This is a genomic window from Methylomonas sp. MS20 (genome assembly GCF_050275925.1).
In the GTDB taxonomy this organism is placed as follows: Bacteria; Pseudomonadota; Gammaproteobacteria; order Methylococcales; family Methylomonadaceae; genus Methylomonas; species Methylomonas koyamae_A.
In genome coordinates, this window is the sequence record NZ_CP189962.1 from 1,202,845 (window position 1) to 1,222,032 (window position 19,188).

12 protein-coding genes are annotated in these 19,188 nt (G+C 59.4%); 4 read left to right on the forward strand and 8 right to left on the reverse strand.

From position 1 onward, the window contains the following. Window positions 1–33: 33 nt before the first annotated feature. The 3 genes from ACQE3D_RS05375 to ACQE3D_RS05385 form a co-directional block, all read right to left on the reverse strand. Complete coding sequence (locus tag ACQE3D_RS05375; protein WP_313728801.1) at window positions 34–603, reverse strand: hypothetical protein; 570 nt, start codon at window positions 601–603, stop codon at window positions 34–36. Between the two features lie 65 nt (window positions 604–668). Beyond that, the gene (locus ACQE3D_RS05380; RefSeq protein ID WP_313728800.1) at window positions 669–3,194 is read right to left on the reverse strand and encodes an ExeM/NucH family extracellular endonuclease; all 2,526 of its coding nucleotides are present in this window, start codon (window positions 3,192–3,194) and stop codon (window positions 669–671) included. 245 nt (window positions 3,195–3,439) lie between these two features. Then, complete coding sequence (locus tag ACQE3D_RS05385) at window positions 3,440–4,315, reverse strand: carbohydrate kinase family protein (protein WP_313728799.1); 876 nt, start codon at window positions 4,313–4,315, stop codon at window positions 3,440–3,442. A 204-nt stretch (window positions 4,316–4,519) separates the two neighbouring features. Here ACQE3D_RS05385 and ACQE3D_RS05390 point away from each other — a divergent pair, with 204 nt between their 5' ends. The 4 genes from ACQE3D_RS05390 to ACQE3D_RS05405 all read left to right on the forward strand — a co-directional run bounded on the left by ACQE3D_RS05390 (window position 4,520) and on the right by ACQE3D_RS05405 (window position 11,512). Further along, window positions 4,520–5,947, forward strand: a complete 1,428-nt coding sequence (locus ACQE3D_RS05390; RefSeq protein ID WP_071154853.1) for a circularly permuted type 2 ATP-grasp protein — start codon at window positions 4,520–4,522, stop codon at window positions 5,945–5,947. Then, window positions 5,941–6,882, forward strand: a complete 942-nt coding sequence (locus tag ACQE3D_RS05395) for an alpha-E domain-containing protein (protein ID WP_071154854.1) — start codon at window positions 5,941–5,943, stop codon at window positions 6,880–6,882. Before ACQE3D_RS05390 ends, ACQE3D_RS05395 begins: the two co-directional genes overlap by 7 nt. Window positions 6,883–6,944: 62 nt before the next feature. Then, a complete protein-coding gene (locus ACQE3D_RS05400; RefSeq protein WP_064024574.1) occupies window positions 6,945–8,201 on the forward strand; it encodes a hypothetical protein in 1,257 nt (418 codons plus the stop codon). After that, complete coding sequence (locus ACQE3D_RS05405; RefSeq protein WP_313728798.1) at window positions 8,198–11,512, forward strand: DUF2126 domain-containing protein; 3,315 nt, start codon at window positions 8,198–8,200, stop codon at window positions 11,510–11,512. The genes ACQE3D_RS05400 and ACQE3D_RS05405 overlap by 4 nt, the downstream gene beginning before the upstream one ends. Window positions 11,513–11,678: 166 nt before the next feature. Here the strand turns inward: ACQE3D_RS05405 and ACQE3D_RS05410 are convergent, their stop codons facing one another. From ACQE3D_RS05410 to ACQE3D_RS05430, 5 genes are all read right to left on the reverse strand, one after another. Next, a complete protein-coding gene (locus tag ACQE3D_RS05410; RefSeq protein ID WP_168031778.1) occupies window positions 11,679–13,292 on the reverse strand; it encodes a methyl-accepting chemotaxis protein in 1,614 nt (537 codons plus the stop codon). Window positions 13,293–13,428: 136 nt separating this feature from the next. After that, window positions 13,429–14,649 (reverse strand): PepSY-associated TM helix domain-containing protein, encoded by a 1,221-nt coding sequence (locus ACQE3D_RS05415; protein WP_313728797.1) that lies wholly within the window; start codon window positions 14,647–14,649, stop codon window positions 13,429–13,431. Between the two features lie 210 nt (window positions 14,650–14,859). Then, window positions 14,860–17,400: a TonB-dependent siderophore receptor gene (locus tag ACQE3D_RS05420; protein ID WP_427501293.1), complete on the reverse strand. Its 2,541-nt coding sequence runs from the start codon at window positions 17,398–17,400 to the stop codon at window positions 14,860–14,862. Between the two features lie 102 nt (window positions 17,401–17,502). After that, on the reverse strand, window positions 17,503–18,477 hold the full coding sequence (locus tag ACQE3D_RS05425) for a FecR family protein (protein ID WP_313728795.1): 975 nt from the start codon (window positions 18,475–18,477) through the stop codon (window positions 17,503–17,505). A 61-nt stretch (window positions 18,478–18,538) separates the two neighbouring features. Next, on the reverse strand, window positions 18,539–19,153 hold the full coding sequence (locus ACQE3D_RS05430) for an RNA polymerase sigma factor (protein WP_231883524.1): 615 nt from the start codon (window positions 19,151–19,153) through the stop codon (window positions 18,539–18,541). Window positions 19,154–19,188: the final 35 nt, after the last annotated feature.

The window sequence follows — 19,188 nt, forward strand, 5'->3', positions numbered from 1 at the left end:
GGGCCCGGCTTTTTTCTGGCCGCCGCCCAATTTTCAGGCGCGGCGTCCGCCTCTAACGAGCATCGCCGCCATACCGGATGCAAACAGCAGCGCGCCGGTTGGTAACGGTACCGCGACGATGCTCAGGTTGAAATCGGCGGCAATCGCCACCGGTCCCCGGTTCAAAAAAATCAGGCCTTGATTCGGATCGGCCAAATCGCCGCGTATGCCGACGATGGCGCTACCCGCCGCCAGCGCCCGAAAGTACAGCGTGGCGAGTGTGATATTTGCCGGCGTGTCGTCGGCGCTCAGTCCGGGAAAGGTCGAGCCGGCCGCGGTTAGGCCCACGGCGGCAGAATCGTCGCTAAACACCGGATTCACGCTGACGCCGGTCCATTCCAGACGTTCGTCGTCCAGATCGCCGAGGTTTAGACCGAAGGCCAGCAGCAACTCGTCCGAGTCCGCGTCGCCGAACAGGTCGTGAGCGACCACGTCGGCCGCGAAGGTATCGCCGACAGTGACGGTCGAGCTCCGCGGAATCAGGCTAAGGCTCAAGGTGGCAGCGTCCGCGGTAGGCCACAAGCCGACAGCGGTCAGAATCAAAATACAACTCAGTGTTTTCATGGCATGTTCCGGTAAATGAAAGTAAAAAGCGGCCGGTCGGCGTCATGCCGACCGGCCGTGCCGGCTTAGAGGCCGGTCGCGGCGGTTTGATACCGCTGGTAGTGGCCGTACCAGGTCCGGTAATCCGTGTAGGAAACGCAGCCGTTATTGTCGTAATCCGCTTCGCGGTTGAACGTCTGCCGGCTCGCGCATTGGCCGATTTGCGCCTTGGCCGCGGCGGCATCGGTGCTGTCCACATCGCCGTCGCTGTCCAGGTCGCCGGCCACGAATAATTGCACCAACAAGGGGTCGTGGTCGGACGAGCGATAGGCGTCGGCGGCGTAAAAGTCGGCGATCTGCCCGGCCGATTTGAACTCCTCGTTGTAATCCAGCGCCCTCGGCTCGTCGGCGTTGATGTGCCACTCCGAGACGGCCTTGACTTGCGGCGCTAGAGCGGTATTTGCCAAGGCGTGATCCAGATAGCCGGAAGCGCCGTCGAACACGTAGCTGTAGGCGGCGTGATTGCCGACCAGATTCTCCAGCAGATTGCGATAGCCGGCCGATTTTAGGGCGCTGATCGGATCTTCCTCCGCGTAGCTGTTCAAGTCGCCGACGATCAACGCGTTGGCGGAGCCGGCATGGGTGGGGTCGGTGGCGAGCCACTGGGTCAGCACCTGGGCGGCGGCGGTGCGAGTCAGATTGCAATTGCCTTGGCCATCGCCGGTATCCGGATCGTTGACATCGTCGCAAGCCGATCCCTTGGATTTCAGGTGGTTGACCGCGACGGTCAGCAACTTGTTGGAGGTTTTGTCGCGGAAAGTCTGGGCGATGGTCGGCCGGTTCTTGGTATCGATAAATGCCGGGTCGAAGGCTGAGCTCAGAATGGCCGCCGGACCGATCGGAGAGGCCTTGGCCGGTTTGTAAATCAGACCCACGGCGATTTCGTCGCTGCCCACCGGCGAGACGCCCGGGTTGATATAGGCATAGGTGCCGGGGCCGGCGGCTTGATTTAGCCCGGCCACCAGGTCGGCGATCGCGCTGTTGGCGGCGTAGCCGTCGTTCTCGATTTCCATCAGGCCGATCACATCGGCGTTTAGGCGAGTCAGGGCCGCGACGATTTTGGCGCGTTGCTTGGCGAATTCGGCCGGGCTGTCGGCGCCGCGCGCGGTTGGGAAGCCGCCGCCGTTGCCGTCGCCGTTGAAATAATTCAAGACATTGAAGCTGGCGACGGTCAAGGATGTGCGTCGGTCCGGCGTGGGCGCCTGGTCGCGCGGGTTGTCCGCATTCAGCGTCAATGTTTGAGTCGGTTGCAAACGGTAGGCGCCGAAGTCGTACGCCAAGATCCCGGTCGCGCCGCTTACGCTGTCGCCGACCCTTAAAGTATTGGCGCCACTCAGACCGGCCGGCTCGGGGTAAATCACGGGATCGGGATTTTGCAGATTGGCGCCGTCGTCAACCAGCAGTTGATTGGCCAGGTTTTGCGCGGCGATGGCCAGGGCCGGCGCGCCGGGCTCGGCGGCTTGGGTCGGCGTTAGCAGACGGCCGCCCGACGAGAGTAGGAATTCGCCGTAGCGAGCCAGATTGTAGTTTTCGGTGACGGTCAGGGTTTGCGGCAGGGTTACCAGCATGCCTTCTCGGCTTTCCTGCCGGTTGTCCGGGCCGAACGGCAACTCGACCGCGACGGCGGCCGGCAGCGCCTGTCCACTGGCGCAGACTTGCGGCGGCGAGACGTTTTCCAGTCGAGTCATGCCGTAGGTTTCGGCGACGTTGCCGGAAATGCGTACCCGGTCACCGACATGGATCGATGCGGACGCCGCTATGAACAGGCCTTCCGAACTGGTTGGATCGGCGTCGGTCTCGCCGTCGGCTTGCTGGACGAAGAAGCCGTTCAGTTTGGCGCCGCCGCTGAAATCGGCGGTGACGATGGCCTCTACCGTCTGGCGTGTGCCAACCAACGGACTGTCGATGTCGTTACCTTGGATCGCGCTAATCGCGGTGGCGGGATCGCGGCATTTGTCGGTCGAGTCCGGCGGCGCGGCGGCAAAGCTTTGACCGGCGTTGACGGCGCCGAAGTTGTCGTCGGATGCGCTAGCCCAAAGGAAGTCTTCGTAAACCTGACCGCTACCCTGCAATTGCAGCGAAAATCCCACCGGCGTGGCGCTGGACTCGGACACGCCGATGTCGGTGCCGGCTTGGCCGGCGGCCGGTCCGCCAACCGCGTTGAACGTGCCTTCGTAGCTTAAAAATTGTACGGCGACCTGATTGGCATCGACCAAAGCGATCCCATCCGGCGCGCCGTTTTGAATGCCATCGGTCGGAAAGCCGAAACTCAAGGTTCCGAAGCCGCTGCCCGATTGGTCGGCGATGACGCCGCTTAACGTCGCGGTTCGGTAATTGGCGCCGCCGTTGCCGTTGTAGAGCACCAACGACCAACCGCTAAGGTCGGTACCGGCCGGGCCGGCGATTTCAACGGCTTCGCCGCTGTCGGTGCCGGTGTTATCGTAATGGATTTCGTTGATGAATACCGGCGTGGCGGCTTGAGCGCCGCCGAATAAGCCCAGCGCGGCCAGCGTGGTCAGTGCCGGTTTGAAGAGGGGTCGTCTTCTGAACATGGTCGGAGTATCTCGGAAAAAAATGTAGACGCGAACGGGCGCTTGGCCCGGCTAGGCCCGACCCGGTCTGAAGCCCGGCCGAGCCGAGCCGCGCGGGTGCTTGAGCCGGCGATCATTTTGGCGTTAAAGCGCCGACACTGGGTTAAGGATGCGTGACGGTTTGCTGAAGATTACGTGAAATGTAATACAGGCTTGGGCCAATGTTTGGACCCTCGCCGCGATCGCGGTCGGCCCGCCCGGCGGGATTATTGCCAGCCGGCCAGGATGTGTTGATAGAACGCGGGGTCCTCGACTGTCGCGCCGTGCCTGCCGACCAGCGCGGACGCGAAATCCTGCGCGCGGCGTAGCGTTAGCGGTAAGGGCCAAGTGGAGGCGATGCCGTGCAGCAGCACGGCGGCGAAGGCGTCGCCGGCGCCGACCGTGTCCGCGACTTCGAGCCGGGCGTTCGGGGTGACGCCGAGTAGTTCGCCGTCGGGCGTCAGAGCTAGCGCGCCTTCTTCGCCGCAGGTGACGAAAATGCCTTGCAAATCGAATTCTCGAACGATCAGGCGCATTTTGTCGGCGATATCCTGAGTGCCGGGGAAGAGTTGGGCCAGCTCGGCGTCGTTCAGTTTCAGCCAATCGGCGCCGGCGATCAAATCGAAAATGCGGCCGGGTTGCCACCACGGTGCGCGCAAATTCACGTCTAAAAACACCGGCCCGCGCCAGGCGCTCGCTAGATCGGTCCACGTATGGCCCGAAACCTCGCCGCGTAGCGCCAAACTGCCATGATAGAGCAGGCCGTCGCCGGTCCCCGGCTGGACAGGCTGGATAAAGTCGTAAGCTTGGCGGTCGAGAATTTGGTAATCGGGTTGGTCGTCGGTTATGCTGACCGCCACGGTGCCGGTCGGCCGACTCGGGTCGATTTGCAGGTCGGACGGGTCCATATCCCAGCGGGTCATCGCGGCCAGGATGTCGTTGCCCGCCGCGTCGCCGCCGACCCGGCTGATAAAGCGGGGCCGGTCGCCGAAGGCTTGCAGATGCCAAGCGACGTTGAACGGCGCACCGCCCAGTACCCGGCTGCCGTCGGGGAAACAGTCGAACAACACTTCGCCGAATAACGTAATTTGGGCTTTATTCATTGGTTGAATCGCGGATGGTGGTACAAGTCACTTACGATAGTCAAAGCCGGCGAAATTGCCAACGTATTTGCGCCGAGTGGTCGTTTTGGGGCGAGGGTGCGCAGGGTTTGCGCCAATTTGGTGCGTTAGTCGGCCGCGTTGGGCCGTCCGGACCGGTTCGCCATCGTTTGACCGGGTTGGCATGTGGATTGCTGTAAGGAGCCTATGAAGCCACTGAATTATTTCGACGAAATGCGGACACCCGACGGCAGCGTGCGGGCGCTCTATCAACCCTTTGCGGACTGGTTGGACGGCATCGATCAGGCCCAGCTGATGCAAAAGTCCCGAGAGGCGGAGATGTTGTTCCGCCGGGTTGGCATCACCTTCAACGTCTATGGCGACGAGGCCGGCGCCGAGCGGCTGATTCCGTTCGATGTCGTGCCGAGGATTCTGGCGGCCAGCGAATGGCGGCAATTGGCCGACGGCGCGATTCAGCGGGTGAGGGCCTTAAACGCGTTTCTGAACGATCTCTACCACGATCGGGAAATCGTCAAGGCCGGCATCGTGCCCGCCGCCATGCTGGAAAACGAAATGTACCGCCCGGAGATGCAGGGCGTCGCGGCGCCGGGCGGTATCTACGCGCACATCGCCGGCATCGATATTGTGCGAACCGGCGAGAATCAATTCTACGTGCTCGAGGACAACTTGCGGACGCCGTCCGGCGTGTCCTACATGTTGGAGAACCGCAAAATGATGATGCGCTTGTTCCCGGAATTATTCCGTCGCTATGCGGTGGCGCCGGTCGAGCACTATCCGCAAGTGCTGTTGAACAATCTGCGCGCGGTGGCTCAGCCCGGCGTGCAAGATCCGACGGTGGTGTTGCTGACGCCGGGCGCCTACAACAGCGCCTATTTCGAACATGCGTTTCTGGCGCAGCAAATGGGTATCGAACTGGTCGAGGGCCAGGACTTGTTCGTCGAGGACGATCTGGTGTATATGCGCACCACCGACGGTCCCAAGCAGGTCGATGTGATTTACCGTCGTATCGACGACGACTTCATCGATCCTAAAGCCTTCCGGCCGGATTCGCTATTGGGCGTGCCGGGTATCGTCGAAGCCTATCGCAACGGCGGCGTGACGCTGGCCAACGCGATCGGTACCGGCGTTGCCGACGACAAGGCCACGTATACCTATGTCCCGGACATGGTTCGGTTCTATCTGGGCGAGGAACCGATCCTGTCCAACGTGCCGACCTACAAACTGGCGGAAGCAGACGACCGCAAATACGTGTTGGAGCACCTGGACGAACTGGTGGTCAAGGAAGTACAGGGTTCCGGCGGTTACGGCATGTTGGTCGGTCCGACCGCTTCCAAGCAGCAAATTCTGGAGTTTCGTGATCGCATTCTGGCCGATCCGGATAATTACATTGCCCAGCCGACCCTGGCGCTGTCGACCTGCCCGACCCTGGTCGAAGCCGGCGTGGCGCCGCGCCACGTGGATCTACGGCCGTTCGTGCTGTCCGGCAAGACCGTGACCTTGGTACCCGGCGGTTTGTGCCGGGTCGCGATGCGGGAAGGGTCGCTAGTCGTGAATTCCTCGCAGGGTGGTGGGACCAAGGACACTTGGGTGTTGAACGAGGACAAACCATGCTGAGCCGCACCGCCGACCATTTGTACTGGATGGCGCGCTACATCGAGCGCGCCGAGAACATGGCCAGGGTCCTGGATGTCACCTACCGGATGTCGCTGGTCGCCAACAGTCCTTACGACGAAGCCGCGCGCTGGAAACCGCCGGTGCTGATCGCCGACGATATCGAGGTATTCGAACGCGATTACGGGACCTATACCGCCGCCAACGTGATTCGCTACATGGCGCTGGACGAACGCAATCCGTCCAGCATCGTCAGCGCGCTGGGCGCGGCGCGCGAGAACGCCCGCGCCGTGCGGGTCGCGATGTCTTCGGAAATGTGGGAAACCGTCAATGCGTTGTGGATAGAGCTAAGGCAACGCATCCGCGGTGGCTTGCCCGAAGCCGAAATCGGCGAGTTCTGCGATTGGGTCAAGTCCCGTTCGCACTTGTTTCGCGGCGTTACCTTCGGCACGATGTTGCGTGACGACGGTTACAAATTCGTGCGGATCGGTAGTTTCGTCGAACGGGCCGACAACACCGCGCGGCTGCTGGACGCCAAATTTCAACTGTTGTTGCCCGACGCCGATCAAACCACCGAAGTCGATTATTACGAATGGAGCTCCTTGCTGCGGTCGGTATCGGCGTTCGAGGCTTACCAGAAAGTGTTCCGCGATACGCTGGAGCCCTGGAAAGTCGCAGAATTGCTGGTGTTGCGCGACGACATGCCGCGTTCGCTACACGCCTGCTACGACGAATTGGCGCCGATCCTGGAACAGTTGTGCGGCCGGCGCGGTCGAGAATGTCTGCGCTTGGCCGGCGAAAACCACGCACGCCTGCATTTCGGCCGGATGAGCGACATCGTTCGCACCGGTTTGCACGCGTTTCTACAAGATTTCATCGTCCGCAACAATGCGTTGGGCGTCGAGATACAGCGTACCTTTCTGAACGGTCCGTCCTGAAAAACGCCCCTAGAGGCAAGACCGGTTCGGTTAATGGATAGTTACACTCACGAGGAAATTGGATGATCAATTCACTGATCCACCCCAGGCACGGCGACAAAGCCAATTCCGCCTGGTTCGACGAATTTCTGGTCAAACTGTTGGAAAACCGCGACCGCACCGGCCTGACCGAGATGATCCGCGAGATCGACGCGATGATGATTACCGTCGAGCCGGGTTGTTCGGCCGCCTATGTCAGCGAACTGGCGCTGATGACGCCGTACCATTATTTGGTGACCTTGGAAACCGAATCGCATTGGACCCATATTTTGCGTATCGACATGAATTCGCCGGATCTGCTGGTCCGCGAAGTGCGCGATGCGGGGCGCGGCGATATTTTTCGGGCCTTGAACGAGGTCTACCCGATCGGCGCCCACAAACCCAATTCGCGCTATATGGGCGAAGTGTTTCGGGTCAGCAACCTGCACGAGGTGGTCGAACAGCAAAAGTCGCGGGAGATTCGCTTCTTTAACCAGGACCAGATCCGTAAGCTGGGTTTGCCCGGCAACATGGCCATCGTCAAGCCCTCGCCATACACCCACAATATCGTCGGCTACTGGGAACGGCCGCCCGAAGATCTGCGAGTCTACGCATTAGGTAACAGTATCATTCGCGACGACGTCAATCGCGGCTATCTGGAAGCCAAGGAAATGCAGGCCGAGCTGGGTCTGGAGCGGCTGATTCAGCCCATCGACCATCTGGCGACTCGGGTGTACAGCCAGAATCGCGAAGTGGCAATCCTGGAGTATCTGACCTTGTCTAGTTACTTCTATTGGGGTTCTTACGATATCGCCAACCAGAACTCGTCGACCAACGTCACCAAAAGCATACACTATGCCGAGGAGAGTTTTAGTCCGGCCAAGGTGTTTACCGCCGCCAATCAACCCTATTTCGTCAATCATTTGGTCGGTCTGCCTTCGCCGACCGAAAATTTCGTCCGCAATTACGGGCCGCGCCTACATCACGTGGCGCTCGGCGTCGCCGACGGCGATACCGGCGGCCGGGCCAACATCGACTACGTGGTCGATGCAATTCGCGCCAAGGGCAAGGACTTTTTGCTCGACGTGATCGGCTCGCGCGAGGAAGGCTTGAAGCAGATTTTTTCCAGCGCCTCGGAACACTCGTCTCTGATTGTCGAATACGTGCAGCGCTTCGGCGATTTCGACGGCTTTTTCACCAAACAAAACGTCGCCGAGCTGACCCATGCCGCCGGCGTCGAGGAAAATCTGCGGCTGCTGCAAGCGGAAAGCGAAGCCGCCAACCCAGTGGTAACTCCATGAGCATCAAAGTCGCGATCAATCACAAGACCTGTTACCGCTACGACCAATCGATACAGCTCAGTCCGCACGTACTGCGGCTGCGGCCGGCCGCGCATTCGCGGACGCCGATCAGCGCCTATTCGCTGACCATCAAGCCGGACAAGCACTTCATTAACTGGCAACAAGACCCGTTCGGCAACTATCTGGCCAGACTGGTGTTTCCGGAAAAAACTCGCGAATTCTCGATCGAAGTCGATCTAATCGCCGAAATGACGGTGATCAATCCGTTCGACTTTTTCCTGGAGGAATACGCCGAAAAATACCCGTTCGGCTATCCCGAACAATTGGCCAAGGAATTGGCGCCGTATCTGGAAGTCAAGGACGACGGTCCGTTGTTGGGCAAATTTCTGAAAACCTTGGATCGGCGCGAACGCGGCGTCGTCGATTTTCTGGTCGATATCAATCAAGCCGTGCACAAGGCTGTGACGTATTCGATCCGGATGGAACCCGGCGTGCAGACCTGCGAGGAAACCCTGGAGCGTAAAGTAGGTTCTTGTCGGGATTCGGGCTGGCTGTTGATGCAGGTGTTGCGGCATATGGGATTGGCGGCGCGCTTTGTGTCCGGTTATCTGGTGCAGTTGACCGCCGACGTCAAGGCGCTGGATGGACCGTCCGGCACCGAAGAAGACTTCACCGATCTGCACGCCTGGACCGAGGTGTACATCCCCGGCGCCGGTTGGATCGGTCTGGATCCGACTTCCGGCCTATTCGCCGGCGAGGGCCATATTCCGCTGGCCTGTACCGCCGACTATGTCAGCGCGGCGCCGGTCAGCGGCGGCTTCATCGGCAAGGCGGAAACGTCGTTCGAGTTTTCCAACCGGGTCAGCCGTATCTACGAAGACCCGCGCGTGACCAAACCCTATACCGACCGGCAATGGGAGGAGATCGATCTGCTCGGTGAAAAGGTCGATGCCGAATTGAGTCTCGGCGACGTCCGCTTGACGATGGGCGGCGAACCGACCTTCGTGTCCATCGACAACATGGACGCGCCGGAATGGAACACCGCCGCCGACGGTCCCGAGAAGCGCAAGCTGGCCGGCAAACTGCTCCGGCGTTTGCGCGAGGTATTCGCACCGGGGGGCATGTTGTATTTCGGCCAGGGCAAATGGTATCCGGGCGAACCGTTGCCGCGCTGGCAAATGGCGTGTTTCTGGCGTAAGGACGGTGTGCCGGTCTGGAAAAATCCGGCGCTGTTCGCCGATGAAACCAAGGACTACGGTTACGGCCGCGAGCAGGCCGACGCTTTTATCCGCGAATTGGCAAAACGCTTGGGTCTGCGCGGCGATTGCATCCTGCCGGGTTACGAAGATCCGTTGTACTACCTGCTGCACGAAGGATTGTTGCCGGAGAATATCGATTTCAGCCATGCTGATTTGAAGGACGAGCTGGAGCGGCAACGCTTGGTCAAGGTGTTGAGCGCCGATCTCGGCGCGCCTGCCGGTTACGCGTTGCCGTTATACTGGGATTACCGCGCCGGTGTATGGTGCAGCAGTCCCTGGCGGTTCAGACGTGGCGACATGTTTCTGGTGCCTGGCGATTCGGCGATGGGTCTGCGTTTGCCGTTGAATAGTCTGCCTTGGGTGGCGGCGGCCGATCGCGATCCGTTGATCGAACGCAGTTTGTACGACGCGGTGCCGCCGCTCGGCGACATCGATTCCGAAGTCAGCCGCCGCTACAGCAAGACGGTCAAACAAGATCCGCTGCACCCGAACGAAATGGCGTCGGCCGACGACCGCGCGCCGCACGCCGGCGGCTGGACGCCGCACACCGCATTAACGGTTGAAGCTCGCGAGGGCAGGCTCTATGTGTTCCTACCGCCGACCCAGGAGCTTGAGCATTATCTGGATATCGTTGCCTCGGTCGAAGCCGCCGCCGCCGCGCTGAAAATGCCGGTCGTTATCGAGGGCTACCAACCGCCGCACGATTTGCGCTTGTTGCGCTTGCCGGTAACCCCCGATCCGGGTGTCATCGAGGTCAATATTCATCCGGCCGCCAATTGGAAGGAACTGGTGTTCAACACCACTTCGCTTTACGAACAGGCCCGGCTGACCCGGCTCGGCACCGAAAAATTCATGCTGGACGGCCGTCACACCGGCACCGGTGGCGGTAATCACGTCACGTTGGGCGGGATCACGCCGGTGGACAGCCCGATGTTGCGCCGGCCGGATTTGCTGCGCAGCTTGATTACCTATTGGCAACATCACCCGGCGCTGTCCTATTTGTTTTCCGGCTTGTTCCTCGGTCCGACCAGCCAGGCTCCGCGCGTTGACGAGGCCCGCAACGACAGCTTGTACGAGCTGGAGATCGCCTTCCAGCAAATGCCGGACGGCGAGGTGATGGCCCCGTGGCTGGTCGATCGCCTGCTGCGTAATCTGCTGGTCGATATGACCGGCAACACCCACCGCAGCGAGTTCTGTATCGATAAACTCTACGCGCCGGGCGCCGACGCCGGCCGCTTGGGTCTGCTGGAGCTGCGCGCCTTCGAAATGCCGCCGCATGCCCGGATGAGCTTGATGCAGATGCTGCTGCTGAGAACGCTGGTGGCCTGGTTTTGGCGTCAGCCCTATAGAAAGCCGCTGGTGCGCTGGGGAACTCAATTGCACGACCGCTTTATGTTGCCGCATTTCGTGGCGGCCGACATTCAGGATGTGGTGCGCGATTTGCAAAGCGCCGGCTACGAGTTCAAGGCCGAATGGTTTGCGCCGTTTTTGGAGTTTCGTTTCCCGCGCATCGGCACGCTACGCGTCGGCGACTTGCATCTGGAATTGCATCAAGCCATCGAACCCTGGCACGTGCTGGGCGAGGAAATCACCAGTACCGGCACGGCCCGCTACGTCGATTCGTCGGTCGAGCGCTTGCAAGTCACGCTGAGCGGCACGATGGGCGATCGCTACGCATTGACTTGCAACGGTCGCTTGGTGCCGCTACGCGCCACCGGCAAGCAAAGCGAGATGGTGGCCGGTATCCGCTATCGCGCCTGGAATCCGCCGTCGGCGCTGCATCCGACGATAGGCGTGCAAGCGCCGCTGGTGTTCGACTTGATCGATACCTGGAACGGCCGGTCTATCGGCGGTTGCACCTATCACGTTAGCCATCCGGGTGGGCGCAGTTACGAGACCTTGCCGGTCAACGCCTACGAAGCCGAGGGGCGCCGGGTCAGCCGTTTCTGGCAACACGGCCACACCCCCAGCGTCGCGCCTTTCGACGTGCCGGCGGAGGATATCAATAAAGACTTTCCGTTTACGTTGGATTTGCGCTGGCAAGCCAGATAATCGGTTTTCTCATGCTCGCGCCGACTGGCCGCGGGTTAGGGAAATCCGGTGGCTGGATCGGCCGACCGGCGCGCCTCGGTCGTCGTGACGCGATTGCCGTCTTGAATCGGGCGCGAAACGGTGCTGTTGAGTTTCGAGCTTCGCGCTATCCCAGCGCTCTGCCCGGCTAAATCTTGAAACGTTGCGCGGTCTGGCGCATCGCGGTAGCAATGCCGGCCAGATTACGCGACAGCTTGGCGGTTTGTTCGGCCACGTCGCTGTTTTCGTCGCTCATTCGGGCGATCTGCTCGACATGCACCGCGATTTGCTGGCTGGCTTCGCCCTGCTCGCGGATCGCCCTGGAAATCGCATTGGCTTCGGCTTCGCTATCTTGGGTGCGTTCGGTGATCAATTTCACCGAATTTCCCGCGCCGTCGGCGACGGCGACGCCGGTTTCCACTAACGCGACCGCTTCGGTCATTCGGGCCCCGGCATCCTTGACGCCGGCTTGAATGGCAGTGATTTTGACGCCGATGTCGCGGGTTGCCACCGCAGTACGCTCGGCCAGCTTACGAACTTCGTCGGCCACCACCGCGAAACCGCGGCCTTGTTCGCCGGCTCGCGCCGCCTCGATCGCGGCATTCAACGCCAGCAAATTGGTTTGTTCGGCGACGTCGCGGATGACTCGAATAATTCCGGAAATTTCCTCGGAGGCGGCGCCCAGATGTTGGACCGACATCGAAGTCTGTTCGATGCGCGTGGCGATTTCCCGCATCTGCCGGATCGAATCGGCAATGACAGCGCCGCCGCTGCGGGCGGCATCGCCGGACTGGTGGGCCAGGTCGAAAGCGCGAGCGGCGTTCTCCGCCACTTGATTGATGCTAACAGTCAACTCCTCGACCGTCGCGGCCATGCTGGCGGCGGCTTCCGACTGGCGTTCCGAGCTTTGCGAGGCCAGATCGGCAGTCGTCAGCAGCCGTTCGGCATTGCTGGCGTTGTCGGCGATACCGTTCAGCAGATCGCGTAGCGCCGCTTGTATCGCGGCGGCGACCCGATTCACCGCGTCGGCGGTTTCGCCGATTTCGTCGTGCTTGTCGACGTTGGCTCGCAACGAAAAATCCAGGCGCTCGGCGATTGCCGTCGTCGTCGTATCGATATGTCTGAGCCGAGGCACGATGGCTTTGAACAACCAGGCGTTCAAGCCGATGGCGGTCAGCAACACGGCCAACGTGACGGCGACGGTCAGCGTTTGGCTGGACTCGGTCAGCGTATTGGCGTCTTGCTCGGCCTTGTCGGCATTGGCTAGACTGGCTTCGACCAAGACGTCTATCGTCGGTAGCAACTCGCGAAACGCGGAGCGGCCGGCGCCGCGAAAATAACTCAGCGCCGACTCGTATTCGCTTGCTTTGATCAAGGCTTCGAATTGCTGGTGGCTTTGCAGATAGGCTTGCAATTTATCCCGGTAGAGCCGGTGGCGGGCGATTTCGTCGGCGCCGGTCAGCAGCGGTAGCAAGGCTTGTTCGTGACTTTGCAAGTCGGCCGAATTTTTGTTCATCCGGTTTAGCGTTTCGGCAATCTCGTCGGCGGAGCGGGTCAGCAGCAGCTGGGTTTCCCGGTTGCGGTAGTCGATCAGCGCCGACTTCATCGCCTCGGTGTGGCGGATCTGCGGCAACAAAACATGGTGAGTATGTTCCAGCGTGTCGGCAATACGATTCAGCCCGACCATGCCGATACCGCCGACTACGGCGGTTAATAGGAATACCGCGACGAACGCGAAGATGAGTTTTTGCGAGATGCGCATGCCGTCTGTCCTTGGCTGAACGGAAAAAATGAGAGCTTGGCCCGTTTGGCTGGACCGGAGATCATAAGTTTAGCCAAGTTTGACGGCGGCGAAGCAATGAGGACGTCGAGGAGGGCGCTTCCCGTTGTGTCGGGAATCAACTCGGGTGGCGTTTAGGCCGTCGCTTTTGCCGCCAGCGGATGAAGCCGGTGACAAACAGCGTTGGACACGCCAAACCGGTGAGAAACACCAATATCCGCCCGGTCATCCCGAAGGCCTGGCCGGAATGCAGCGGCCATTGCCAGTGGGTGAAGATTTCCCCGGCCGTAGCGGTCGGCAGGCTGGGATCGTCCAGATCCAGAATCTTACCGCTGTAACGGTCGATCACCGTGCAGCGGCGTTCCAATAAGCTACCGGGCGCATCGACGCCGTCCTGGCAAACCGTATAGGTTTTGCTAGGTTCGGTAGCGCCGTATATCCAGTGCGGCCGGCCTGTTGGGTATTGTTTCAATGCGATCGCCACCGCTTCGTCCATGCCGATGGCCGGCGCATCCGGCTTGGGCGCCGCGGATTGAAACCAATAGCGGTAGGTTACCGGCGAAAACAGCTCCAGCACTGGCACCACGTTATGCGGCAGCACCATATATATCCCGGAAAACAACACCGGCACCATCACCAGCAAGGTGTAAAAGCCGCTGATTTTATGCAGATCGTAATTGAAGCGTACTTTGCCGGCTTTGGCTTTAAACGTCAGTGCTTGCCGCCAATGCCCGGTCAGCGGCCACCAGACGATCAGGCCGGTCAGCGTCGAGATGATCAGCAATGCCGCCGAGATACCGACAATCGCCGCGCTGACTTCCTCGGACGGAATCAGCAGAGCGTAATGTAGTTCGAACATCAGGCCGATAAAGGTGTTGGGTTGCCAGTTGTCGGATCGGCCTTGCAGTAGTTTGCCGGTGACTCGCGCCGTGTAAGGGTCGACCGCCACCAGCCAGCGTTCAACGGCTCCGGCGTTTGGAAAGGCAAAGTTCAATTTGAACGCTGCCTCCGCGTTGCGCGGATAAGTGGCGAAGGTATGCTTCGCGGTTGACGGCATCGCTTGCCGGCCGACCTCGAAAATTTCCGCCAAGGGTCGATATTCGGCATGCTCCGGTGGTTGCACCGTTAACATCTCGGTGTGCAACCATTCGTCGATTTCCGCATGAAACACCAGAATACTGCCGGTGATGCCGTAAATCGACAGCAAAAACCCCAAGGTCAAACCCAACCAGAGATGGGCAGTCAGCCAGCGTTGGCGCCGAGCTTTCAAACGAGTCAGGCGTTGGCTTGGAGTATGGCGAAGAGGTATCGTCGCTAAATTATCGGTTTTGATGTCCATGGTTTTAGTCGAAAACAAATTTGGTCGTGACGGCAAAAGCATCTAGTCATCAATAGGACGTCACAGCAAAGAAAATCCCCACGTCGATTGGCATTTGATCAATATTTGTCGGCACATCTGTCACGGTTGGGTTAAGTGGATTGGCTGCATTGAGGTCGATCTGGTATATCCCGACTTATTGAGCTGTTGAATATGCCTTGCCAAAACGGACTAAAACTCCAAGCGTACCGAACCCATGGCTGTCAGTGGCGCACCAGGGTAAATCCCAACTCGCGGCGGGGCGTTTTGAAAAGGATCGGTGGATTCGTAGTAGGTTTTATCCAGCAGATTGCGGACATTAAATTGGGTGATCAAGCGGGATTTGCCAAGCTGATAGGTATAGCTGGCAAAGGCATCCAAGCGGGCATAGCCGGGTAATACAAAGGTATTATCGTTGTCACCTTGCCGTTGTCCCGCGGCAAACAAACCCAGGCCAAAACTCAAACCGTTCAACGGTTCGTAGTGATGAATATCGTATTTGAGCCATAAACTGCCGGAATGCTCCGGCACATTGTTAAGACGGTGGCCCTGCAGACCGGAAAAATCTTTGGTGATACGCGCATCGGTAAAGGCATAGTTGCCGATGATGCTGATCTCGTTGGTCAGCCGTCCGGCCATATCCAACTCAATACCTTGACTGCGCGCTTTGCCGATAGCCGCACTGGCGAAAGGATCGGGGCTATTGAAATCGCGGGTCATCAAGTTTTCTTTGGTTAAATGGTAATACGCCAGTGTCGTGGACAGGCGCTGGTCGAAAAACTCGGTTTTAAACCCGGCTTCGAATTGTTCGCCGATTTCCGGATTAATCGTCGCGCCAGTGGCGGTTATGCCATTGTTGGCCCCGAAAGACGTGGTCCAATTGCCGTAAATACTGGCCCAGGGCCAGGGCTGATAGAGAAGACCCACTCTAGGGCTAAAGCCCTCGTCTCGACGCGAAGGTAGGGCTGCATCGGCGGCGCTAGCCGAATTACCTATGCCCAAGCCGGTTCTTGCCCAGTCGTAACGACCGCCGCCCAGGATATGCACTTTATCCCACAGGGTAATCTGGTCCTGAAAATACGCGCCGTACCAGTCGTCCCGGAACAGGTAATGGTTAGCCCCACCGTCGGAGGGTGTTGTCAGCGCATCGGCGTAATAGGCCGGGTCGATGCCGTATTGGGGATTATAAATATCGATCTCCAAACCCGGCACCGGATCCTGGTAGTTGCCGTAGAATTCATAGCTGCCGACCGCGCGCAAGTAATCGACGCCAATCAGGGTTTGATGACTGACTCCCATTAAGTCGAATTTCCCAGTTAAATCTAGATTGGTCGTATAGGTTTCGTTGTCGGAGGTTTGAGAAAATATATTCCGTGCATAGTGGCGATTGCCCGTGCTCGGATCGAGAAACTGTTCGACGGTAAAGCCATTGGCGGGTTTGACTGAGATATTTTTATCGTAAATAAACGAAGCCAGGAACCGATTGCGTAAGGTCCAGTTGTCGTTGAAAGCATGGCTTAGATTGAAGCCAAGGTTTACCTTGGAGTTAGTATCGACCGGATCGTTAGGGTCGATAAAGGATCGGCTAACCGGAATCGGTGCCGGGCGATTGCCGATAGCGAACAAACCTCTGTCAACCTGATAGTCCTCATGTAAGGCCTCGACCTCCAGTGACATTTCAGTTGCATCACTGGGCCGCCAGGTCACCGATGGATTGACCAGCACCCGGTCATTAAAATTAAAATCCCGAAACGATTTGTTGTTTTGATAAGCGCCGGAAAAACGATAGCTTAATGACTTATCGCCGGTTATCGGTCCGGTGGCATCCCATTCGGTTCTATAAAAATCGTACGCGCCGAAACGTTGCTCCACCGAGTAATAGGTCTCGTCGCGAGGTTTTTTTGTCACTAGGTTAATTAAGCCGCCAGGCTCGATACGGCCAAACAAAACCGCCGCCGGACCTTTCAATACTTCGACGCGCTCCAGATTCGCCGAATCGAATTGAGCCCCCTCGCCAATACCCAGGCCGTTGGCGACCAGACCGTTTCGATAAACCCGCCCGTTCCTAAAGCCACGAACGATGTAGGCATTACTCAGGCCCAAGGACGATTGCGGACGTATGCTGCTGACGTTTTCGAGCGCGTCTTTAATGGTCGTGGTTTTTTGATCGTTCATTACCGCTCTGGGTACGACTTGAATCGATACCGGGGTTTCCATGATCGGCGCATCGGTTTTGGTGGCGGCGCTGGCGCTGGTGCGGTTGTAGTCGGGATTATAAGGATCGCTGTCGGCATAGCCGGATTTGCCTGTTACCGTCACCGCCGGCATAGTCGTAGCCGTTAGGGGCTCAGCTACCGCGTTTTTTTCCAATTTCACGGTATTGCCATTATTGAATTGGTAGCTTATCCCTGAACCCTTTAGCAAGCGCGTCAACGCGGCTTCCAATGAATACAGTCCGCTAACGCCCGGCGAATCGATACCCTTGACCAGTTCCGAGTTGTAAACGAATTGCACGCCGGATTGTTCGGCCAGGGCGCTGAGCGCGGCATACAGCGGTTGCGGGGCGATGCTGAAGGCGCGGGTTTCGCCGTTGACGGCGGTGCTGTCGGCTTGGCTGGGCAACGGCAGAGCCAGGGCTGCAAGGCTGAAACACAGCGACAAAGTCTTGATGCCGCGCGATCGGCCTGGCGGGGTTTTGCCGGTTCCAATGGCCGGGCTTTCTGTATTTCTCATGGATTGGGTCCTCAGTGAATGTGTTCAAGCTGAGAACGATTGGCGGCTAACAAAGCCGTACAAGTCAGCCCGCGACAAATTGTCGCAGGGCTTCGCGGCCGGCTAGGATCGTAAAAAGATCAGCGGGCCGGCACGTACCACTTTGATGGGCAGGGTTTGTTCCAGTGCTGTCAGCCAGGCGTCGATGTTTTGGATATCTACGGCGATATTGACTTCCCGTTCCGCCAACCGATCGTTCAACAGCCGGATCGGGCCGCGCCGGTAGCGGTTGATTTCGGAGATAACCTGCTGCAAAGGTACGAAGTTCATCAACAAGCGACCACGCCGCCAGGCGTCGGCGCTGCTTAATTCCGCCGTTTGCGGCGTACCCAGCCTATCGGCGGTAAAAGCCAATTGTTGACCCGGTTGCAGCGTGGCGCTGTCGGTTTGCGCGCCGTGCGTGGAAGGCCGACTGCTGCGCACCTTGCCTTGCAGCAGCGTCACCGCGCCGGCCTTACCGTCGTATCGAACGATAAAGCGGGTGCCCAGGGCCTCGGTCGTCGTGGCGCCAGTAGCGACACGGAACGGCCGACTGGCATCGTGCGCGACATCGAATTCGGCTTCGCCGCGCAGCAATACGATGCGGCGTTCGATGCCGTTGATCGAGACATCGATCGCGGTGTCGGTATTCAAATGAACGATGCTGCCGTCGGCCAGTGCGATCGAGCTTTGCTCGCCAATGCGGGTGCGGTAATCGGCCAGCGGATGTTGCAGATAATCCGGATAAAAACCGGCCAGCGCCGCCAGCAATAGCGACGCGGCGGCGGTAGCGCTCCAACCGCGTCGAAGCACGCCGCTGGCCCGTCGCCGCTTGGCCGAGGCCAGACGTCGCCGGCGATCGGCCAGCAGCGGCTCCGGCAGGACTTGCCACAGTTGGGCGATGTCTTGATAAGCTCGCTCGTGCGCCGCATCCGCCCGGCGCCAGGCGGCGAACGCGGCGGCGGTTTCCGCCGAGACCGCGCCGGACGTCAGACGCACGTGCCACTCGACGGCGGTGCGGCGCGCGCGGTCTTCGAGAGTTTCGGGCGTATCGGTCATCGGCGGGTGGGCAAACGGTTTAGGGAAATCACTATAACGAATCGGCGCGGGCTAAACCATATTAGGTGTCCAGGGCTTGGCGGCATTGCAGTAGGGCGCGGGCCAATTGCTTCTCCACCCAGCTCAGGGAAATGCCCAGACGCGCGGCGATTTCGGCGTGGCTCAGCCCTTCGATCCGGCTTAGATACAAGATGTCGGCGCATAAATCGGGCAATTCCGCCAGCGCGGATTCGATTTGCCGCCAGTCGTCCCGCGCTTGCGCGCTGCGCTCGGGCGACGCGGAAACATCGACTTCAGTGGCGCCGCCCAGGTAGTGGTCGAGCAAATCGTGATGGCGTTTCTCGGCGCGCAGATAATCGATCGACAGATTGGCCGCCACCGCGTAAAGCCACGCGCGCACTTCGCCTTCGCTATTCGGCGGCGGCTTCAGCAAGCGTAGTCGCAGGTAGATGTCTTGAATCAGGTCGGCGGCGGTGTCCGGGCAACGCAGGCGTTGTTGCAAAAAGCCAAGAATCCGCGGTCGGTGGTCGATAAAAATTCGATAAATGTCGTGTTCCGAGAATGCCATCCGCGACCAGCCGCCGATCCCAAGTTGCCAAACGTGGCAAATCCCAAAGCGGAATGCGTGCCAGATTCGTTGGTTTGTACGGTGGACCAGCGTTTTCGGGCGGTTCATGACGACGAATCAGCGGCTCGGTGGTTCGAGCTCGG